Origin of the sequence: Pseudomonas sp. Tri1, assembly GCF_017968885.1 — a bacterium.
Lineage (GTDB): Bacteria > Pseudomonadota > Gammaproteobacteria > Pseudomonadales > Pseudomonadaceae > Aquipseudomonas.
Genome location: NZ_CP072913.1, coordinates 1,403,152 through 1,420,800, shown reverse-complemented (window position 1 = coordinate 1,420,800; position 17,649 = coordinate 1,403,152). Strand labels below are relative to the sequence as shown.

General features: G+C 61.8%; 19 protein-coding genes. 8 read left to right on the top strand and 11 right to left on the bottom strand.

Features of this window, described 5'->3' with window-relative positions; all coding sequences use genetic code 11:
- Nucleotides 1–68: 68 nt before the first annotated feature.
- A complete protein-coding gene (locus J9870_RS06295) occupies nucleotides 69–1,163 on the bottom strand; it encodes a PLP-dependent cysteine synthase family protein (RefSeq protein WP_210643144.1) in 1,095 nt (364 codons plus the stop codon).
- 268 nt (nucleotides 1,164–1,431) lie between these two features.
- Here J9870_RS06295 and nhaA point away from each other — a divergent pair, with 268 nt between their 5' ends.
- Nucleotides 1,432–2,619, top strand: a complete 1,188-nt coding sequence (gene nhaA / locus J9870_RS06290; RefSeq protein WP_210643143.1) for a Na+/H+ antiporter NhaA — start codon at nucleotides 1,432–1,434, stop codon at nucleotides 2,617–2,619.
- Nucleotides 2,620–2,743: 124 nt separating this feature from the next.
- Here the strand turns inward: nhaA and J9870_RS06285 are convergent, their stop codons facing one another.
- Complete coding sequence (locus tag J9870_RS06285; RefSeq protein ID WP_063322674.1) at nucleotides 2,744–3,208, bottom strand: glycine zipper 2TM domain-containing protein; 465 nt, start codon at nucleotides 3,206–3,208, stop codon at nucleotides 2,744–2,746.
- Nucleotides 3,209–3,378: 170 nt separating this feature from the next.
- Here J9870_RS06285 and J9870_RS06280 point away from each other — a divergent pair, with 170 nt between their 5' ends.
- The gene (locus J9870_RS06280; protein WP_210643142.1) at nucleotides 3,379–3,660 is read left to right on the top strand and encodes a hypothetical protein; all 282 of its coding nucleotides are present in this window, start codon (nucleotides 3,379–3,381) and stop codon (nucleotides 3,658–3,660) included.
- Here J9870_RS06280 and pdxH read toward each other — a convergent pair.
- The 4 genes from pdxH to dinG all read right to left on the bottom strand — a co-directional run bounded on the left by pdxH (nucleotide 3,608) and on the right by dinG (nucleotide 8,954).
- Nucleotides 3,608–4,255: a pyridoxamine 5'-phosphate oxidase gene (pdxH, locus tag J9870_RS06275; protein ID WP_210643141.1), complete on the bottom strand. Its 648-nt coding sequence runs from the start codon at nucleotides 4,253–4,255 to the stop codon at nucleotides 3,608–3,610. The genes J9870_RS06280 and pdxH overlap by 53 nt on opposite strands.
- Before the next feature lie 24 nt (nucleotides 4,256–4,279).
- The gene (locus tag J9870_RS06270; protein WP_210643140.1) at nucleotides 4,280–5,392 is read right to left on the bottom strand and encodes an OmpA family protein; all 1,113 of its coding nucleotides are present in this window, start codon (nucleotides 5,390–5,392) and stop codon (nucleotides 4,280–4,282) included.
- Between the two features lie 119 nt (nucleotides 5,393–5,511).
- Nucleotides 5,512–6,657, bottom strand: a complete 1,146-nt coding sequence (locus tag J9870_RS06265) for a serine hydrolase domain-containing protein (protein WP_210643139.1) — start codon at nucleotides 6,655–6,657, stop codon at nucleotides 5,512–5,514.
- A 152-nt stretch (nucleotides 6,658–6,809) separates the two neighbouring features.
- Nucleotides 6,810–8,954 (bottom strand): ATP-dependent DNA helicase DinG, encoded by a 2,145-nt coding sequence (dinG, locus tag J9870_RS06260; protein ID WP_210643138.1) that lies wholly within the window; start codon nucleotides 8,952–8,954, stop codon nucleotides 6,810–6,812.
- A 99-nt stretch (nucleotides 8,955–9,053) separates the two neighbouring features.
- Here dinG and J9870_RS06255 point away from each other — a divergent pair, with 99 nt between their 5' ends.
- A complete protein-coding gene (locus J9870_RS06255) occupies nucleotides 9,054–9,518 on the top strand; it encodes a CopD family protein (protein WP_210643137.1) in 465 nt (154 codons plus the stop codon).
- A gap of 124 nt (nucleotides 9,519–9,642) precedes the next feature.
- Here J9870_RS06255 and J9870_RS06250 read toward each other — a convergent pair whose 3' ends face one another.
- The 4 genes from J9870_RS06250 to J9870_RS06235 form a co-directional block, all read right to left on the bottom strand.
- Nucleotides 9,643–10,401, bottom strand: a complete 759-nt coding sequence (locus J9870_RS06250; RefSeq protein WP_210643136.1) for a collagen-like protein — start codon at nucleotides 10,399–10,401, stop codon at nucleotides 9,643–9,645.
- Nucleotides 10,394–10,666, bottom strand: a complete 273-nt coding sequence (locus J9870_RS06245) for a DUF1145 domain-containing protein (RefSeq protein WP_210643135.1) — start codon at nucleotides 10,664–10,666, stop codon at nucleotides 10,394–10,396. The genes J9870_RS06250 and J9870_RS06245 overlap by 8 nt, the downstream gene beginning before the upstream one ends.
- Before the next feature lie 144 nt (nucleotides 10,667–10,810).
- On the bottom strand, nucleotides 10,811–11,536 hold the full coding sequence (locus J9870_RS06240; RefSeq protein WP_210643134.1) for an OmpA family protein: 726 nt from the start codon (nucleotides 11,534–11,536) through the stop codon (nucleotides 10,811–10,813).
- Between the two features lie 90 nt (nucleotides 11,537–11,626).
- Nucleotides 11,627–12,322: an OmpA family protein gene (locus J9870_RS06235; RefSeq protein WP_210643133.1), complete on the bottom strand. Its 696-nt coding sequence runs from the start codon at nucleotides 12,320–12,322 to the stop codon at nucleotides 11,627–11,629.
- A gap of 192 nt (nucleotides 12,323–12,514) precedes the next feature.
- Between J9870_RS06235 and J9870_RS06230 the strand changes: the two genes are divergently transcribed.
- The 4 genes from J9870_RS06230 (at nucleotide 12,515) to J9870_RS06215 (ending at nucleotide 14,266) form a co-directional block, all read left to right on the top strand.
- A complete protein-coding gene (locus J9870_RS06230; protein ID WP_210643132.1) occupies nucleotides 12,515–13,012 on the top strand; it encodes a DUF6231 family protein in 498 nt (165 codons plus the stop codon).
- Nucleotides 13,013–13,026: 14 nt separating this feature from the next.
- Nucleotides 13,027–13,503: a YchJ family protein gene (locus tag J9870_RS06225; protein ID WP_210643131.1), complete on the top strand. Its 477-nt coding sequence runs from the start codon at nucleotides 13,027–13,029 to the stop codon at nucleotides 13,501–13,503.
- Nucleotides 13,504–13,571: 68 nt separating this feature from the next.
- On the top strand, nucleotides 13,572–14,057 hold the full coding sequence (locus tag J9870_RS06220; RefSeq protein ID WP_210643130.1) for an LEA type 2 family protein: 486 nt from the start codon (nucleotides 13,572–13,574) through the stop codon (nucleotides 14,055–14,057).
- Nucleotides 14,058–14,062: 5 nt separating this feature from the next.
- The gene (locus J9870_RS06215; RefSeq protein ID WP_034154967.1) at nucleotides 14,063–14,266 is read left to right on the top strand and encodes an SEC-C metal-binding domain-containing protein; all 204 of its coding nucleotides are present in this window, start codon (nucleotides 14,063–14,065) and stop codon (nucleotides 14,264–14,266) included.
- A 146-nt stretch (nucleotides 14,267–14,412) separates the two neighbouring features.
- Here the strand turns inward: J9870_RS06215 and J9870_RS06210 are convergent, their stop codons facing one another.
- Complete coding sequence (locus tag J9870_RS06210; RefSeq protein WP_210645120.1) at nucleotides 14,413–14,970, bottom strand: cysteine hydrolase family protein; 558 nt, start codon at nucleotides 14,968–14,970, stop codon at nucleotides 14,413–14,415.
- Between the two features lie 198 nt (nucleotides 14,971–15,168).
- Between J9870_RS06210 and J9870_RS06205 the strand changes: the two genes are divergently transcribed.
- Nucleotides 15,169–17,619 carry a penicillin acylase family protein gene (locus J9870_RS06205; RefSeq protein WP_210643129.1) on the top strand — a complete coding sequence of 817 codons (2,451 nt, stop codon included), beginning with the start codon at nucleotides 15,169–15,171 and terminating at the stop codon, nucleotides 17,617–17,619.
- Nucleotides 17,620–17,649: the final 30 nt, after the last annotated feature.

Sequence of the window (17,649 nt, the reverse complement as noted above, 5' to 3'; positions counted from 1 at the left end):
CAACATAGATGTTGACTGATCCACCGCTATAGCGAGCAAGCTCGCTCCCACGAGGGATCCAGGTGTTTTCAGATATTCGCTCGCAACACACTCTCCGGCAACGCCTCGCCCCGCTCCACACTCGCCGCTACGATGTCCATCAACCCACTCAACTCATAGCCCTGGGCCTTGAGCCACGCCGGATCGTAATAAGTCGTGGCATAGCGCTCGCCGCCGTCGCACAAAATCGCGACGATCGACCCCGACTCCCCCGCTTGCACCATCTGCCTGGCGGCAATCAGCGCGCCGACCAGGTTGGTACCGCTGGAACCACCGACCCGTCGTCCCAGGCGCCCGGCCAGGTAATGCATGGCCGCCAGTGACAGCGCGTCCGGAACCTTGACCATCGCATCGATGACTTTGGGCAAAAACGACGCCTCGACCCGTGGCCGGCCGATGCCTTCGATTCGCGAGCCGCAATCCAGGCGCAGGCTGGCATCGCCGCTGCGGTAGTAGTCGAAGAACACCGAACGCTCGGCGTCGGCACACAGCACACGGGTGCCGTGCTGGCGATAACGCACGTAGCGCCCCAGGGTGGCCGTGGTACCGCCGGTGCCGGGGCTGGAAATCAGCCAGCTTGGCTCCGGATGCCGCTCGAAGCGCATCTGCTGGAAGATCGATTCGGCAATGTTGTTATTGGCCCGCCAGTCCGTGGCGCGTTCGGCATAGGTGAACTGGTCGATGAAGTGACCGTCATGCTCGCGGGCCAGGCGTTCAGACTCAGCGTAGATCTGTGTCGGATCGTCCACCAGATGGCTCTGGCCGCCATAGAAGGCAATCTGTGCGATTTTTTCCCTGGAGGTGGTCGCCGGCATCACTGCAATGAACGGCAGGCCCAGCAGCCGGGCAAAGTACGCCTCCGAAATGGCTGTCGAACCGCTGGACGCCTCGATCACCGGCGCCCCGGGCTTGAGCCAACCGTTACACAACGCATAGAGAAACAGCGAGCGCGCCAACCGGTGCTTGAGGCTGCCAGTGGGATGACTGGACTCATCCTTGAAGTACAGCTCGATGCCCGGCAGGCCTGGCAGTGGCAGTGGAATCAGGTGGGTATCGGCACTGCGCTGGAAGTCAGCCTCAATGATGCGAATCGCTTCGCGCGCCCACTGGCGGTGGTCGTTCATGGTGTGTTCTCACTGGATCGGTTCGACGCGGGAAACCTGGCGGTCATACAGGCGCGACTTTGGTCTCGGAAAAACCAGTCACAAGCTTAGGAAAAAACCGACATCGCGCACAGGTACAGCTAAGGTCCAATATGCGCCGTAACTGCCCGACCGCGCCTTACAGGCGTTGTAACGTCATATAACAAAAAAGAATATAACTTTTGTTTTAACAACTAACCGTACGGGTTAGGGTGTGCCATCTTTTTGATTCGATGAATGGAGAGCGATCGTGGCTCTACGTAATTCTCTGACACGTTTTTTCCAGCTGGAGGCTGCCAGCGGCCTGCTACTGATCGCCGCTGCCGTGCTGGCCCTGGCCATCAATAATTCACCCCTTTCCTGGCTGTACAACGGCCTGCTGGATACGCCGGTGGTTGCTCAGGTCGGGGCACTGAAGATCGCCAAACCCCTGTTGCTGTGGATCAACGACGGCCTGATGGCGATGTTCTTCCTGCTCATCGGCCTCGAAGTCAAGCGGGAGGTCCTCGGCGGGCAACTGTCGAAACCGTCGCAAATCGTCTTGCCCGGCGCGGCAGCGATTGGCGGCATGGTGGTGCCGGCACTGATCTACTGGTTCCTCAACCGCGACAATCCCCCCGCCCTCGCCGGCTGGGCGATTCCGACGGCCACCGACATCGCCTTCGCCCTCGGCGTGCTGGCCCTGCTCGGCAAGCGGGTGCCGGTGTCGCTCAAGCTGTTCCTGATGACCCTGGCGATCATCGACGACCTGGGCGCCATTATCATCATCGCGATCTTTTACTCCGGCGCCCTGTCCAGTCTGTCGCTCATATTGGCGGCAGCCTGCATCGCCGCGCTGGTGGCGTTGAACCGGATGGGCGTGGTCAAGCTCGGCCCTTACATGGTCATAGGCCTGATTCTGTGGGTCTGCGTGCTCAAGAGCGGTGTCCATGCCACCCTGGCGGGGGTGACCCTGGCGTTCTGCATTCCGCTGCAGACGAAAAATGCCGAAACCTCACCGCTGCTGACCCTGGAACATGCCCTGCATCCCTGGGTGGCCTACGGCATCCTGCCGCTGTTCGCCTTCGCCAACGCCGGCCTGTCCCTGAGCGGCGTCACCGTCGAGAGCTTCACTCATCACGTACCGATGGGTATCGCTATCGGCCTGCTGCTGGGCAAGACCGTCGGCGTATTCGGCCTGACCTGGCTGGCCGTGAAGATCGGCATCGCCAGCCTGCCCACGGGTGCCAACTGGGGACAGGTACTGGGCGTGGCGATCCTGTGCGGTATCGGGTTCACCATGAGCCTGTTCGTCGGCTCCCTGGCGTTCGAGCCGGGTGTGAGTGACTACGCCGGCATGGACCGGATGGGGATCCTCACCGGTTCGATATTGGCGGCGTTGTTGGGTTACGCGGTGACAGCGGCGGCCAGTCGCAAGCAGCCTGCATTGCCGAGCTGATTCCTGGTTGCCTGAGGGGGGTGTATATCCATTGCTGCGCTAACGGATATACACACCAGTCTCCCAAAAAAAACGGCGCTTTCCATTCCCGGAAAAAGCGCCGCTCTCTCTTACCCACTCCCGCTTAGTGCGATACGCGACTCGTGCCACCCACAGTGGAAATACGAACCCGCTCACCCACACGGAACACCTCGTTTTCCTGAACCTGCTGCACATAGGCACGCATGCTGCCGTCGTCTTCGCGAACGGTGATTTCCACACCCTGGGTGCGAGTCAGGCCTTCTTCAGTAGCGGAGCCGATCAGGCCACCGGCCACAGCGCCGATCACCGCGGCGACGATGCTGCCACGACCGCCACCGATGGCGCTACCGCCCACACCACCGACCACTGCACCGGCCGCACCGCCGATTGGGGTCTTGGTGCCTTCGATCTTGACCGGACGCAGGGCTTCGATGGTCCCCATACGAATCGTCTGCACGCGACGCGCTTCGTCACGGGAGTAGGAGTCACCGGTCAGGCTCGACTGACAGCCAGTGAGCAACATCGCCATCGTGGAAAAAGAAGCAACCAGCAAAACAGACTTACGCATAGCATCAACTCCAAAAGACAGGTATTCATTAAACTCCGCAGCTTGACGCCTGTCACGGCCCCGCCGGGATAAAATTGGTTTCATTCAGGTGCAATACAGGCGCGCCCGAAAAATCCCTCTCACAGTAGCGCCAATTTCCGATATCTGCGTCACCGACCCAAGGATTTTTCATGGATTATTTCATCATAGTCGCCACCACCGTGGCCGGTCTGTACTTCCACTGGTGGCTGTATGTGCGCATCAAGCGCTGGGTGGACCGCGACCTGGCGCTGTCGTTGGCGGGGCAGGATGAGCAGAAAAAAACCTACATGCTGCAACAACTGGCCCGCGCCCGGGAGCAAGGCATCAAGCGCCGGGACCTGCAGCAATGGCTGCAAACCGCTGCTGCAGGTTATCGCGCTAAGGCGCCAGACGCTCGCGAACCCAGTCCGCCCCTTGCAGGCGGTAGTTGAGGCGATCGTGCAGGCGGCTCGGGCGACCTTGCCAGAATTCAATGCGCTCGGGCAGCAGACGATAACCGCCCCAATGCTCAGGGCAATGTGGTTGATTGTCGCTGAAGCGTTGTTCCGTGGCCTTGAGCAAGTCTTCCAGCTCACCGCGACCGGCAATCACCCGGCTCTGGGGCGAGGCCCAGGCACCGAGACGGCTGCCCAGTGGCCGCACTTGGTAATAGGCGTCCGACTCCTGCGCCGTGACCTTTACCACTTTGCCCTCGATGCGCACCTGGCGCTCCAGGGTCGGCCAGAAAAACGTCATGGCCGCGAAGGGATTGCCTGCCAGCTGCTGGCCCTTGGCGCTGTCGTAATTGGTGAAAAACGTGAAGCCCTGGGCGTCCAGTCCTTTGAGCAGCAGGATTCGGCAATGAGGGCGCCCTTCGGCATCCACTGTCGCCAGGGTCATGGCATTGGCCTCCACCGGGGCCTGCTCGGTTTTCACCGCATCGGCGAACCATTGGTGGAACAGCGCGAACGGCTCGGCCGGGGCTTGCGCCTCGGTCAGGCCATCGCGGGTGTAATCGCGGCGCATATCAGCCAGCGCTTGGGTCATGGCGCGTTCCTTGTGGTTAGCCCATCACTGCTTGGGAGTATCGGCGGCCGCGACTTTCTTGGTATCGGTGGCGGCTTTGGCCGGTTGAGGTTTCTTCGCCGCGGGCGCTTTGGTCGCAGCTTTCTTCGCAGGAGCCTTGGCGACGGTCTTTTTGGCTGGAGCTTTTTTGGTGGCCGTGGTCGCGGCTTTTTTAGCTACAGGCGCTGGAGCGGGGGCGACAGGTTTCACGTCTTGGGCCGCCACCAGCGTCATTGGCGCAGGGGCCGGCATGTTGTACTTGCTCAGCAGCGCAACCATGGTGTTTGCCGGTGTCACCAGCAATTCCACGCGACGGTTCAAGGCACGGCCTTCCACGCTATCGTTGGCCGCACGGGGTGCGACCGCGCCCATGCCGCGCAGCATCAGGCGATCACGTTGCAAGCCGCTGAGACGGAAAATCGCCGCCACGGACTGGGCACGCTCCTGGCTGAGTTTCAGGTTGGCTGGCGCAGCGCCGGAAGTGTCGGCGTGACCAAGAATCAGCACGGCGGTTTTCGGGTCGGCTTCGAGGACCTTGGCAACGCGAGTGAACGGGCCAAGGGTCACTGGGAGCAACATCGCAGGGCGGTCAGGGTTGAAAGAGCTATCCACTGGCGCGGTCACCACCAGCACATTGTCGCGGCGCTCAAGCTCAAGCTTGCTGTCCTTGATAGCGGTGCGCAATTTCGGCTCGTAATCGTCAAGCCAGGCCTGGGTGACTTTCGGGTCGGGCATTGGCACTGCCTTGGCGGTTTCCTGATCCTTGCCGCCGAACGGCCACCACCACTTGCCGTTGCTTTCGGCTTCAGCCTTGGCGACGTTCGCCGGTGCCTGGGCTTCAGGCTTGGCTTGAGGTTTGATTTCGTCTTTCTTGGCAACGTCGGCGGCGTCATCGGAGGAGAACGGCCACCACCAGTGGGTGGCACTCTCGGCCTTGACCTGTGGCGCGACGGCTGCCGGCTTCAGGGGCGCCGCTGGCGCCGCATCTTTAGTCGCAACCTTGTCGGAGGCCCCGAACGGCCACCAGCTACTGCCGTTCTCGGCATCATTTTGTGGGGTTTGTGCGCAACCGGTAATAGCGAAGCACAGCGCCAGAGCGAGGGTTTTATTCGATGACATTGGATATCCACAAAATAATGTAAATGAAAAAACAAAAGGCCATGTTCGGGCCGCATAAACAGACGCTTGGAAACTGAAAAGGACACGAGGTTCCTGTGCCCGCCGCCTTCAATGGCGTTTTACAGACAAGTGGCAAGCACCCTCGCAAGGTTCTGCGCGCGCGGATCCATCAACACATAAGGCCCGAGTGTGTTGGTCACGAAGCCAAAAGCCACATCCTGTTCCGGATCGGCAAACCCGGTAGAGCCTCCCGCCCCCGGATGACCGAATGCCCGTGGGCCAAGGCCGTAGGTCGCGTTCGGAACATCCGGCTGATCGAGCATGCAACCCAGGCCGAAACGGGTCCGGGTCAACAGTGTCTTGTCCTCGCCGAGGCTGTGCTGGCGAGTCAGTTCGTCGAGCATTTCGCCTTCCAGCAGGCTGCCGTCCAACAGACCGGCGTAGAACCCGGCCAGGCTCCGCGCATTGCCGTGGCCGTTGGCCGCCGGTTGCTGCATGCGTCGCCACTCCGGCTTGTTGGTGCTGGTCATGATCGATGGCGGGTTGGTGAAGGCCCGGGTGGTCATGGCCGTGGGTTCGCGCATCGTCACCTGCAGCAGGCGCTGGGCCGCCGCATCACCAACGTTGCCTTTGCCACGGGCAATGTGGGCCACGCGATGAAACTCCTCATCGGCCAGGCCTACGTGGAAATCCAGGCCCAATGGCTTGGCGACCCGGGCCACGATGGACTCCCCTGGGCCACGTCCATCGGCCCGACGCAGCAGCTCACCGATCAGCCAACCGTAGGTGATCGCGGCGTAGCCGTGGCCCTCGCCCGGCGTCCACCAAGGTGTTTCAGCGGCCAGGGCATCGACCATGGTTTGCCAGTCATACAGTGCTTCGGGCGGCAGCAATTCACGCAGCGCCGGCAATCCAGCCTGATGGCATAGCAGCTGGCGCAGGGTGATGGATTGCTTGCCGGCTGCGGCAAATTCCGGCCAATAGCGGGCGACCGGGGCATCCAGCTGCAACTTGCCCTCGGCCACCAATTGCAAGGCTGTGACAGCGGTAAACGTCTTGGTGCAGGAAAACAGATTGGCGATGGTGTCGCTGTGCCAGGCTTCGCTGCCATCCTTGTCAGCGGTACCGGCCCACAGGTCGACCACGGTCCGGCCAGCGACTTGAATGCACAACGCCGCGCCACGCTCCTGGGGATCATCGAACAGCGCCGCGAAGGCTTCACGCACCGCCTCGAACTGAAGCTCATAATGGCCTTGAATCTGCACCCGCAACTCCTTTGAAACAAACACTTTTTAAAGTGCTGGCATTGTTTCAGCCATTCAGGCTTTTGGGAACCGCCGCAAGACGGCTGACCGGACTGGTACTGGCCTTTGTGGCGAGGGAGCAAGCGCCCTCGCCACTGCAAGTCATGCACCTATCAGGAAATCTCCCGCCGAAACGGCGGCAGCGCGTTGAGGATCGCCTTGCCATAGCGTTGGGTCACCAGCCGCCGGTCGAGCAAGGTGATGGTGCCGCGGTCCTCTTCGGTCCGCAGCAATCGGCCACAGGCCTGGACCAGTTTCAGCGAAGCGTCCGGCACCGAGATTTCCATGAACGGGTTGCCGCCACGGGCTTCGATCCACTCAGCCAGCGCGGCTTCCACCGGATCGTCAGGGACGGAGAACGGGATCTTGGCGATCACCACGTGTTCACAATAGGCACCGGGCAAATCCACGCCTTCGGCAAAACTCGCCAGGCCGAACAGCACACTGGAATCCCCGCCGTCGACCCGCGCCTTGTGCTTGTTCAGGGTTTCCTGCTTCGACAGGTTGCCCTGGATGAACACCTGTTTGCGCCAGTCACGGTCAAGCCCATCGAACACGTCCTGCATCTGTTTGCGCGAGGAAAACAGCACCAGGGTGCCCCGCGAGCCTTCTACCAGTTCCGGTAGGTCGCGGATGATCGCCGCAGTGTGGGCAGCAGCATCCCGTGGATCGGCCTTGAGATCCGGCACTCGCAGCACACCGGCGTCAGCATGGTGGAACGGGCTCGGAACCACGGCGGTCACGGCTTTCTTCGGCAAGCCGGCCCGCATGCGGAAGCGGTCGAACGTGCCCAGGGCAGTCAGCGTCGCGGACGTCACCAGCGCGCCATAGGCCACGTTCCACAGGTTGCGACGCAGCATTTCCGCCGCCAGGATCGGGCTGGCATTGACCTCGATGTCGAACAGCGAACCGCTTTCGGCCAAGGTCAGCCAACGCGCCATCGGCGGGTTGTCTTCCGGATCCTCGGCGGTGAAGGCCGTCCACAGCTCCCAGTTGCCCTGGGAGCGGGACAACAGACTGCCGAACAGCGGATACCATTCCTCGGCCTGGTTGCTGGCGATGCCGATGTTGACCTCGCCATCCATGCCCTCCTTGAGCAGGTCGGTCAGGCGGGTGAAGAGATCGGTCAGGCGGGCGAAGCCTTTCTTGAGCTCAATGCCCATTTCGCGCATGTGCTCGGGGATCACCCCACCGACGAAACGATGGCGTGGCCGCTCGCGGCCTTCGACGTCTTCGCCGGGCTTGAAATCGGCCACTTGCTCGCAAGCGGTGAACATGAACTGCTGGTTGGTCTTGATTTCCCGCGCCAGCTCCGGCACTTGCTCGATGAACTTGCCCAGGTCTCCCGGCAACGGATGCTGGGCCAACAGTTTGGTGAGGTTCTTGGCGGTGGTTTCCAGCCAGTCAGCGGTGGAACGCAGCCGGGTGTAATGGGCGAAATGGCCGATAGCCTTGTCCGGCAGGTGGTGACCTTCGTCGAACACGTAGATCGTGTCTCGCGGGTCCGGCAGCACCGCGCCTCCACCCAGGGCCAGGTCGGCCAGCACCATGTCGTGGTTGGTGACGATGACGTCGACCTTGCCCATGCCTTCGCGAGCCTTGTAGAAAGCACACTGGCCGAAGTTGGGGCAATGACGGTTGGTGCACTGGCTATGATCGGTGGTCAGGCGAGACCAGTCGGCGTCTTCCAGGGCCGTGGACCAGCTGTCGCGGTCGCCGTCCCACTTATTGCCGGCCAATTTCTCGATCATGCTGGTAAACAGCTTCTGGCTGGCCTCATCGACCTCGATCTTGAAGCCTTCTTCCTCGAACAGCTGGGCCGTGGCGGTCTGCGCCTGGCCTTCCTGCAGTAGCATGTCGAGCTTGGACAGGCACATGTAGCGCCCACGCCCCTTGGCCAGCGCAAAGCTGAAATTCAGCCCGCTGTTGCGCATCAGGTCGGGCAAGTCCTTGTAGACGATCTGTTCTTGCAGGGCGACGGTAGCGGTGGCAATCACCAAGCGCTTGCCAGCGGCCTTGGCGGTGGGAATCGCCGCCAGGCTGTAGGCCACGGTCTTGCCAGTACCGGTGCCGGCCTCCACCGCCACCACGGCGGGCTCGCCACTGCGCCGGCCTTCGTCGTCGGTGTCGATGTCACCCAGGACTTTTGCCACTTCGGCAATCATCAGGCGCTGGCCATATCGCGGCTTGAGGCTCTTGGCTTCGAGAAAACGCGAATAGGCGCCCTGGATCGTGGTTTTGAGTTCGGTGCTGATCATGAATGGTCGGGCGCTAAAAACGCTGGATAAATTTTCAGTGGTTCGGATCGGCGGCTATCATACCCCGCTAATGAATCCTGCGCAGAACGGAGTAACTCAATGACACCCTTTGCCCTCGTCTACACCCTGCACTTGCTGGCGGCCCTGGTTTGGGTCGGCGGCATGTTCTTCGCCTGGGTGGTCCTGCGCCCCGCCGCTATGACGGCCCTTGAAGGCCCTGCCCGACTCAAGTTGTGGCTAGAAGTGTTTCAGCGTTTTTTCGTTTGGGTCTGGGTGGCGGTAGTGCTTTTGCCGATCAGCGGTGTCGGCCTGATCCACGTGCGCTTTGCCGGTTTCGAAACCGCGCCGCGTTATGTGCAGGTCATGATGGGCTTGTATGTGGTGATGACCGCGCTGTTTATCCGTATCCAGGGGCTACAGTTGCCGGCCTTGCGTAGTGCGGTGACGGCCCAGGACTGGCCGGCGGGTGCGGCGGTGCTGGGGAAGATTCGCAAACTGGTGGGGATCAATCTGTTGATCGGCTTACTGGTGGTGGCCATTGGCGCTGCGCGGCCGATGTTCTAAAAGTTGCACAAGGCCCTGTGGGAGCGAGCTTGCTCGCGATAGCGGTGGATCAATTCAGCCTTTATATGACTGACAAACCGCAATCGCGAGCAAGCTCGCTCCCACATCAGGCTCCGTCAAACACTTAGAACCGCTGCACCGTCACCGCCCCCGCCGCGCCGGCAGGCCCCGGCTGGCCGGCGGCGCCAGGCCGACCGCTCTTGCCGCCGTCGGCCGTATAGACGAGACAGCCCTTGGCCTTGCCCCCGGCCCCCGGTTTGCCACCGGGCCCCGCCGCACCACCCGCACCACCGTCCACCACCACCTTGATCTGTTCGGCGGGATACGCACGGGGTACTTCGAGGCGCACCAGCGCACCGGCGGCCCCAGGCTGCCCATCGCTGCCATTACTGCCGTCAGCACCGCGGCCGGCCGAACCCCAGGTGCAACCCGGAGCCTTGCCATTGGCGCCGTCCAGGCCGACGAAACCCGGCGCACCGGTACCGCCGCGGGCATCCACCGACAACAGCGGCGCGTTCAAGGCACTGAAACGCAGGTTGAGATTGCGCCCCGGCCGGGCCGCCTTGGTATAGGTGCCCGGCGCGCCCCGGGAAGTGATCTGGCTGCCGTCGGCCAATTCAGCCTGGGCGACTTTCATTTCCAGGGCCTGTTGCGCCGGCACGATGGCGATCCGCGCCTCGCGCCCCAGGTGCAGTTGGCCAATGGACAACTCAGTGACATTGGAAGGCACCAGCAAGGTGCCGTAATCGGCCACATCCAGCCGTTCCAGGGTCAAGGTACTGGTGGTATTGGGCAGGCGCATGAGCGAGTGGCTTTCTACCTGGAGCACTTGAGCCGAAGCCCATGGGCAGACGAATGCGACGAGCAGACACAATTTACGCATGAGAAGCCTCTGGCGCGGTCGGGATGGTTTGCAGATGGAAGATGCCAAACAGCAGCACTCGCAGGCGATCGCGGCCAGGCGAAGGGCGGCCACGAAAACTGGCCCTGAACAACAACAGCTCCAGCAAATGCACCGCCAGTAGCAGCGCTGCGGCAAAGTTGACCAGCAGATGCAGTGGATGGACGAACGGTAGGATCAGGTTGACCAGCACCACCAACCAGAACAGTAGGGTCAGTAAACGCCCCAGCCCCCAAAACACCTTCATACGCCCCCCGATGAGTATTATTCTTTGGCCGCACAGTAACGGCTTGCGCGCAGGATAAGCCAGAGGGCGAGGAAAATTTAATTTAGCACCGGCCAGCGACCGTCGAACCGCCCTCCTCGCGACCCGACGGCTCTGGCTCAGGGCTCAACGCTGGATATGCAGCTCGACCCGACGGTTCTGCGCCCGCCCTTCGTCAGTCTCATTATCGGCCACCGGCTCACTTTCACCCTTGCCTTCGCTGGTGAGCTTGTCCGGGGCCAGCCCCTGGGTCAGCAGATACTCTACGACGCTGCTGGCGCGCCGCTCGGACAACCCCTGATTATAGGCGTCGGTACCGACGCTGTCGGTGTGGCCTACCACGCGAATGCTGACGACATTGGCATGGCTCAATTTGCCCATTAGTCCATCGAGTTGGCTTCGCGCAGCGGCGGTGAGATCGGACTTGTCGAAATCGAACAGCACCTTGCCGGCATCGTTGAGGGTGATCACTTCAGTGGCCGGCGCTTCAGGTTCGACCGGCGGGGCGCTGGCCGGGTATTGCGGCAGCGGGCAACCGTGATGCTCGACCGGGGTATTGGCCGGCGTGTCGGGACACCGGTCACGGCGGTCGAACACACCGTCGTCATCTTCATCGCCATCCTGGGCGTAACAGACCAAACCACCGCCCAAAAGCCCCAGAGCGGCGCCACCGGCAGCCCAGCCACTGCTTTCAATGGCTCCCAGCCCGCCGCCGACAAGGCCGCCAATCAGGCTGCAGATTGGCCAGGTGCGTTGATTGAGGGGAGCGCTGCCATCGCTGTGAGTGGCACAACCGGACAACAGACTGCTCGCGAGCAGTACCGGCAAGGCTGCCCTGATTAGAACGTTCATAGGGAATGCTCCTGTGTCACCGGCCCATACCGGTCACACAGGAGTAAAGACCCGCATCCGCGACTGTACAAGCCGCGGATGACAAGGGTTTCAGCGATTTATCTTGATTTCCGTGCGGCGGTTCAGCGCGCGACCATCGGCGGTTTTGTTGTCAGCCACCGGCTGGCTCTCACCGGCGCCGGACACCGAGACGAAGCTGGCGCTAGGCACACCTTGCTGGACCAGGTATTGCACCACCGAATTGGCCCGTTTTTCCGACAGTTTCTGGTTATAGGCATCGCTGCCGACGCTGTCGGTATGACCCGTGACCCGCAGTTGCGCAGTAGACGTTTCCTGCTTGAGCCGGGTCGCAACGCCGCTCAGAATCTCCTTGTCAGCCGGGGTCAGCGTGGCTTTGTTGAACTCAAAGTGCACGTCGCGGATCACGATGGTCTCTTCCTTGACCACTGCCGGTTCTTCAACCACCGGCGCCGGGGCGGGCGGCGGGCAGCCGTCGGCATCGACCTGCACACCCTTCGGTGTGCCTGGGCACTTGTCGCGACTGTCCGGCACACCATCGCCATCTTCGTCGCCGTCACCATGAGCCCAGCACCAACCCGCCGCCACAGTGCCGGCCACCAACGCTCCGGGGCCGATCCAGGAACTGCTTTCGATGGCGCCCAATCCAGCGCCGACGACGCCACCGGTGGCCGCACAGATCGGCCAGTCGGTTTTCTGCAAACCTGCGCAACCAGTCAACACACTGGTTAGCAGAACCAGGGGTAACGCTGTCCGAACTATGCTCATTGGGTTTTCTCCTTGAGGGATCGGCTTTGCGCCGATTCAAGGGAGTAAAGACCCGAGTTCGGATCTGCGCCAGCCTCAAGCAATCCTGGATTTCGCCCCGTATTTGCGGCAGTTCGACACGTTTAGGCGCAAACCGCTCTAGGCCATGCTGTCCGGGCAGGCTATCGTGATGCTTCTGACTGAGGAACTTCGATGACCGTTGCCATTTCTTCGCGCACACCCCAGCAAGCCCTGGCTGCCGTGCTTGATCGCTATGCCCCGCAAAAACTGTTGTTGATCGGTGCCAGCAGCTTTCCCGCACTCGAAGCCTTCCAGCAGGCGCACCCTGACACCGAAGTGGTCCATGCCACCCCCGGCACGCTGCCGGCGGACGTCGCGGCGCGACGTTTTGACCTGGCCCTGGCGCTCGATTGCCTGGAGCATTTGCCCAAGCGCGACGGTCTGAACCTGTTGGGTGGCATCCGCAATCTCAATGCCAGCCGTATCGCGGTGCTGGCAGATCTCAACGCCTGCGGCTGGCAGGAGACGGACTTTTTCTCCCTGGCCCTGCAAGCGAGCGAGCGATTCCAGCGCGAGGAGCAGGTGCTGACCCTGTTTACCTACGATCTGCTTGAATACAAACAAGTCCCCGACTGGCTCAACTCACGCTTTTGGGCCAACCCGGAAAACTTTGGAAAATACTGGTGGTAGCCGTGAACACAAGTATGCACACAACCATTTGCCCCTGCGGCAGTGGCAACCCATTGGACGCCTGCTGCGGCCATTATCACGACGGTCACCCGGCACCTTGCGCCGAAGCCTTGATGCGCTCGCGCTATAGCGCCTACGTGCTGGGGTTGGTGGATTATCTAGTGGCCACTACCCTTCCCGCCCAACAGGCCGGCCTCGATCGCCTGTCCATCAGCGAGTGGAGTGCCAAAAGCACCTGGCTGGGACTGGAGGTAGAGAGCAGCGAAGTGTTCGGGGGCCAACCGGAACACGCCTTCGTGACCTTCACGGCGCGTTGGCACGACGGTCAGGGCGAACATAGCCACCGCGAACAGTCCTCGTTCGTGCAGAATGACGGGCGTTGGTACTTCATCGACCCGACCGTGCCGGTCAAGACCGGACGCAATGACAGCTGCCCGTGCGGCAGCGGGCATAAATTCAAGAAGTGCTGTGCAGGCTACTTCACGCGTTGATATCGGAATCGTCCGACGCTCGTCCGCTTGCCAGCGGGCTAGACTGGGGATAAACCAGAGGCACGGACATGACCCCACCATCACTCTTGCTGCGCATCACCTGCCTGCTGCTGTTCGTCGGGCTCGGCGGCTGCGCGTCCTGGTGGGGTGAAGAAGCCCCTGAGCCACAAGTGCATCTGGTCAAGGTCGAGGTGGTGCGGGCCCGGTTGCTGGAGCAGAAGTTCATGCTGCACTTTCGCGTCGACAACCCTGCCGACAACGACCTGACCGTGCGCGGCCTGACCTACCGCATCCACCTGGGCGACCTGCTGCTGACCGAAGGTGAGCACGAACACTGGTTTACCGTGCCCCCCAAACAAAGCGCCTATTTCAAGGTGCCTATCCGTACCAACCTGTGGCCGCAGGTACGGGAGGTGGTAAAACTGCTTGAGAAACCCCGCCAGCAGATTCCCTATCGTCTGGAAGGTGAGCTGGAAACCGGATTATTCATCGCTCACTACGTGCACCTGGAGCGCAATGGCGTGATAATCGCCGCCGATTTTATTGCGGAGTAACCCCGATGACCCAACAACCTCACGTTCACGGCCCTGATTGCAACCACGACCACGACCATCACCACGAGCATGATCACGGCCACGTCCATGGCCCGAACTGCGGCCACGCTCACCAGGAGCCAGTGCGCAACGCGCTGAAGGATGTCGGCCGCAACGACCCTTGCCCATGCGGCAATGGCAAGAAATTCAAGAAATGCCACGGGGCTTGAGGGTTCGGGCGGAAAATCTCTTCGCCTGCTAGACCGCCATCGCGAGCAAGCTCGCTCCCACATTGATCCGCGGCGATCACCCCATATCGTCTCGCCGCAAACCTCTGTGGGAGCGAGCTTGCTCGCGATGAGGCCGGCACTTTCTATCAGCCCGCCTCCAGAATCCGCCGCACACTGACCACCGTTGCATACTCCCCATGCAAGTTGCCCAGCGACATGGCATGCACCTCGGCAGCCGAGCGGGCATTGCCGAAATAATCGGCCTTGTCGAAGGTAAAGCAGGCGTCCTCGGCCACCCAGGTGTCGAATCCCAGATTGCCGGCTGTGCGCGCCGTGGACTCTACCGAGTTGTTCGTCGCCACACCGACGATCACCAATTGCCCGATCCCGGCCTTACGCAGGTTCTCTTCCAGACGGGTACCACTAAACGCATCAGGCACTTGCTTGTGAATCAGCCCTTCACCGGCCATCGGCTCGAATCGTTGTTGAACCTCCACGCCCGACTGCCCTGGCCAGAACACCGAGTCCGGTGAGCGGGACAGATGGTGGACGTGAATCACCGGTCGCGCCGAATGTCGCCAGAGCGCCAGCAATTCCAACATGCGCAGCTCCGCCTCGGGATTGTTGCGAGAGCCGAGCCTGGGATGAAGAATGCCTTTCTGTTGATCGATGAGAATCAGCGCAGCGTTTTTCTGTAGCTCCATGCCGGTTATTCCACAGCTCGTCATTAGGTTTTCGTACTTGAGCATCACCGCTTCCTACAGGCAAGCCCTATCCGGAACTGTGCCCCCAGGCTTTGATCGCCAAATCAACAAATAACCTCGTCCCCGCTTGCGCCGCCTCCTCCCGCTCACTAACGTAGCGCCTTTATTGCCGCTACCCCCTCCCGCAGGAGCTTTGCCATGGCCTCGCCAGCCTCTATTTCTTTCATTCCCCGGCTCGGCGTCGCCGCCGCAGTGGCCAGTGCGCTCGGTTTGAGCGGTTGCCAGGCCTGGAACACCCAGGACACTGTTGCGCCCACTTCCGGCGTGCAGCCACTCAAGGGGCTGGCCCAGAACGTGTCGGTTCGACGCAATGCCATGGGCATGCCGCTGATCGAGAGCAACAGCTTCCACGACGCCCTGTTCACCCTCGGCTACGTCCACGCCAGCGATCGCATCACGCAGATGGTGACCCTGCGCCTGCTGGCCCAGGGTCGGTTGGCGGAAATGTCCGGTGCCGAGCGCCTGGACGTCGACCGCTACATGCGCGCAGTCAACCTGAAGAAAAACGCCGATGAGCTGTACAAGGCATCCTCGCCACGGCTCAAGCGCTTCTTCGAAGTCTATGCCCGTGGCGTGAACGCCTACCTGTTCCGCTACCGCGACAAGTTGCCGTCGGACCTGGCCGCCACCGGCTACAAACCCGAATACTGGAAACCGGAAGACTCGGCGCTGATGTTCTGCCTGCTGAACTTCAGCCAGTCGGCCAACCTGCCGGAAGAAATCGCCAGCCTGGTGCTGGCCCAGACAGTCACCAACGACAAACTCGCCTGGCTGAGCCCGTCTTATCCGGACGAGCAACTGCCCATGGCCGAAGCCGACAAACTCCAGGGTATCCGGCTCAACGGTCAAGTCCCGGGCCTGAACGAGATCAGCAAGGCCACCGAGCAGTTGGCCGGACTGAACCTGTTGAGTGAGGCATCTTCGAGCAACTGGGCCATCGCTGCGCAACGCAGCCGCAGCGGCAAGAGCCTGCTGGCCAGCGACAGCCATGGACCATTGAATACCTCGTCGCTGTGGACGCCCGTACAGATCCGTGCGCCCAAGTACCAGGCGGCCGGGGTTTCCGTAGCGGGCATCCCAATGATTCTGGCGGGCTTCAACGGCAAAGTGGCTTGGAGCATGACCAGCGTACTGGGGGACAACCAGGACCTGTTCCTGGAAAAAATCCGCCGCCAGGGCAATGGCCTGTCCTACGAGGTCAACGGCAAATGGCAGCCGGTGACGGTGCGCAACGAAACCTACTTCATCAAGGGTCAACGGTCGATTCGTGAAGCGGTGTTTGAGACCCGACACGGCCCGCTGCTCAACAGCGCCCAAGGCCCGGCCATGGCCAACGGTTTTGGTCTGGCGTTGCAGACCCCAAGCTTTACCGACGACAAGACCCTGGACGCGTTCTTCGACCTGTCCCGGGCGCAGAACGTCGAGAAAGCCTCTGATGCCAGCCGGGAAATCCGCGCCATGGCGGTGAACATGGTATTTGCCGACGCCAACCATATCGGCTGGCAAGTCACCGGTCGCTACCCCAACCGCCGCGAAGGCGAAGGCCTGTTGCCGTCACCGGGCTGGGACGGTCGCTACGATTGGGACGGTTACGCCGACCCGATGCTGCATCCCTACGACCAGGACCCGGCCCAGGGCTGGCTCGGCACCGCCAACCAAAGGGTCATTCCCCACGGCTACGGCATGCAGTTGTCCAACTCCTGGAGCGCACCGGAGCGTGGCGAGCGCCTGGCCGAACTGGCTGGCGCGGGCAAGCACGACACCCGCAGCCTGACCGCCATGCAATATGACCAGACCACGACATTCGCGGCCAAGCTCAAGAAAGTCTTTGAGGCCCCGGGCATGTCCCAACCGCTCAAACAGGCGATCGAAGCCCTGCCGGCGGCTGACCGGGCCAAGGCCCGCGAGGCTTATACCCGCTTGATGGCGTTCGATGGCCGGCTCAGCCCGACCTCTGCCGACGCAGCGATCTACGAGCTGTTCCTGCAGGAAAGCATGAAACAGATTTTCCTCGACGAGCTGGGCCCGCAGAGCAGCCCGGCGTGGAAAGCGCTGGTCGCCAACGGCCAATTGTCCTACTCGGCCCAGGCCGATCATCTGTTGGGTCGCGAAGACAGCCCGTTCTGGGATGACGTGCGTACACCGCAGAAGGAAGACAAGGCCGTCATCCTGGCCCGCAGCCTGGCCGCGACCATCAGCGCCGGTGATAGCCAGTTGGGCGCAGATCACAAGGCCTGGCAATGGGGCAAGCTGCACCACTACGCCTGGAAAAACAGCAGCGGCCAGATCGTGCGCGGCCCGGTGTCAGCCGGGGGCGACGCGACCACGCTGAACATCGCGGCGTTCGCCTGGGGCCAGGATTTCACCAGCACCCTGGCGCCTGCGACGCGCTTTATCGTGGACTTCGGCCAGCCCGAACCGTTGATGATCCAGGGAGGCAACGGCCAGTCTGACAACCCGGCCAGCCCGAACTACATCAATGGCATCGATCCGTGGATCAAGGGGCAATATCAGAACCTGCCCTTGCAACCGCAGAACTTTGATCGGGCGTATGGCAAGATGCGCTTGACCCTGGTGCCGGGCAAATAGGCGGTCCCCTGTGGCGAGTGGATTTATTCC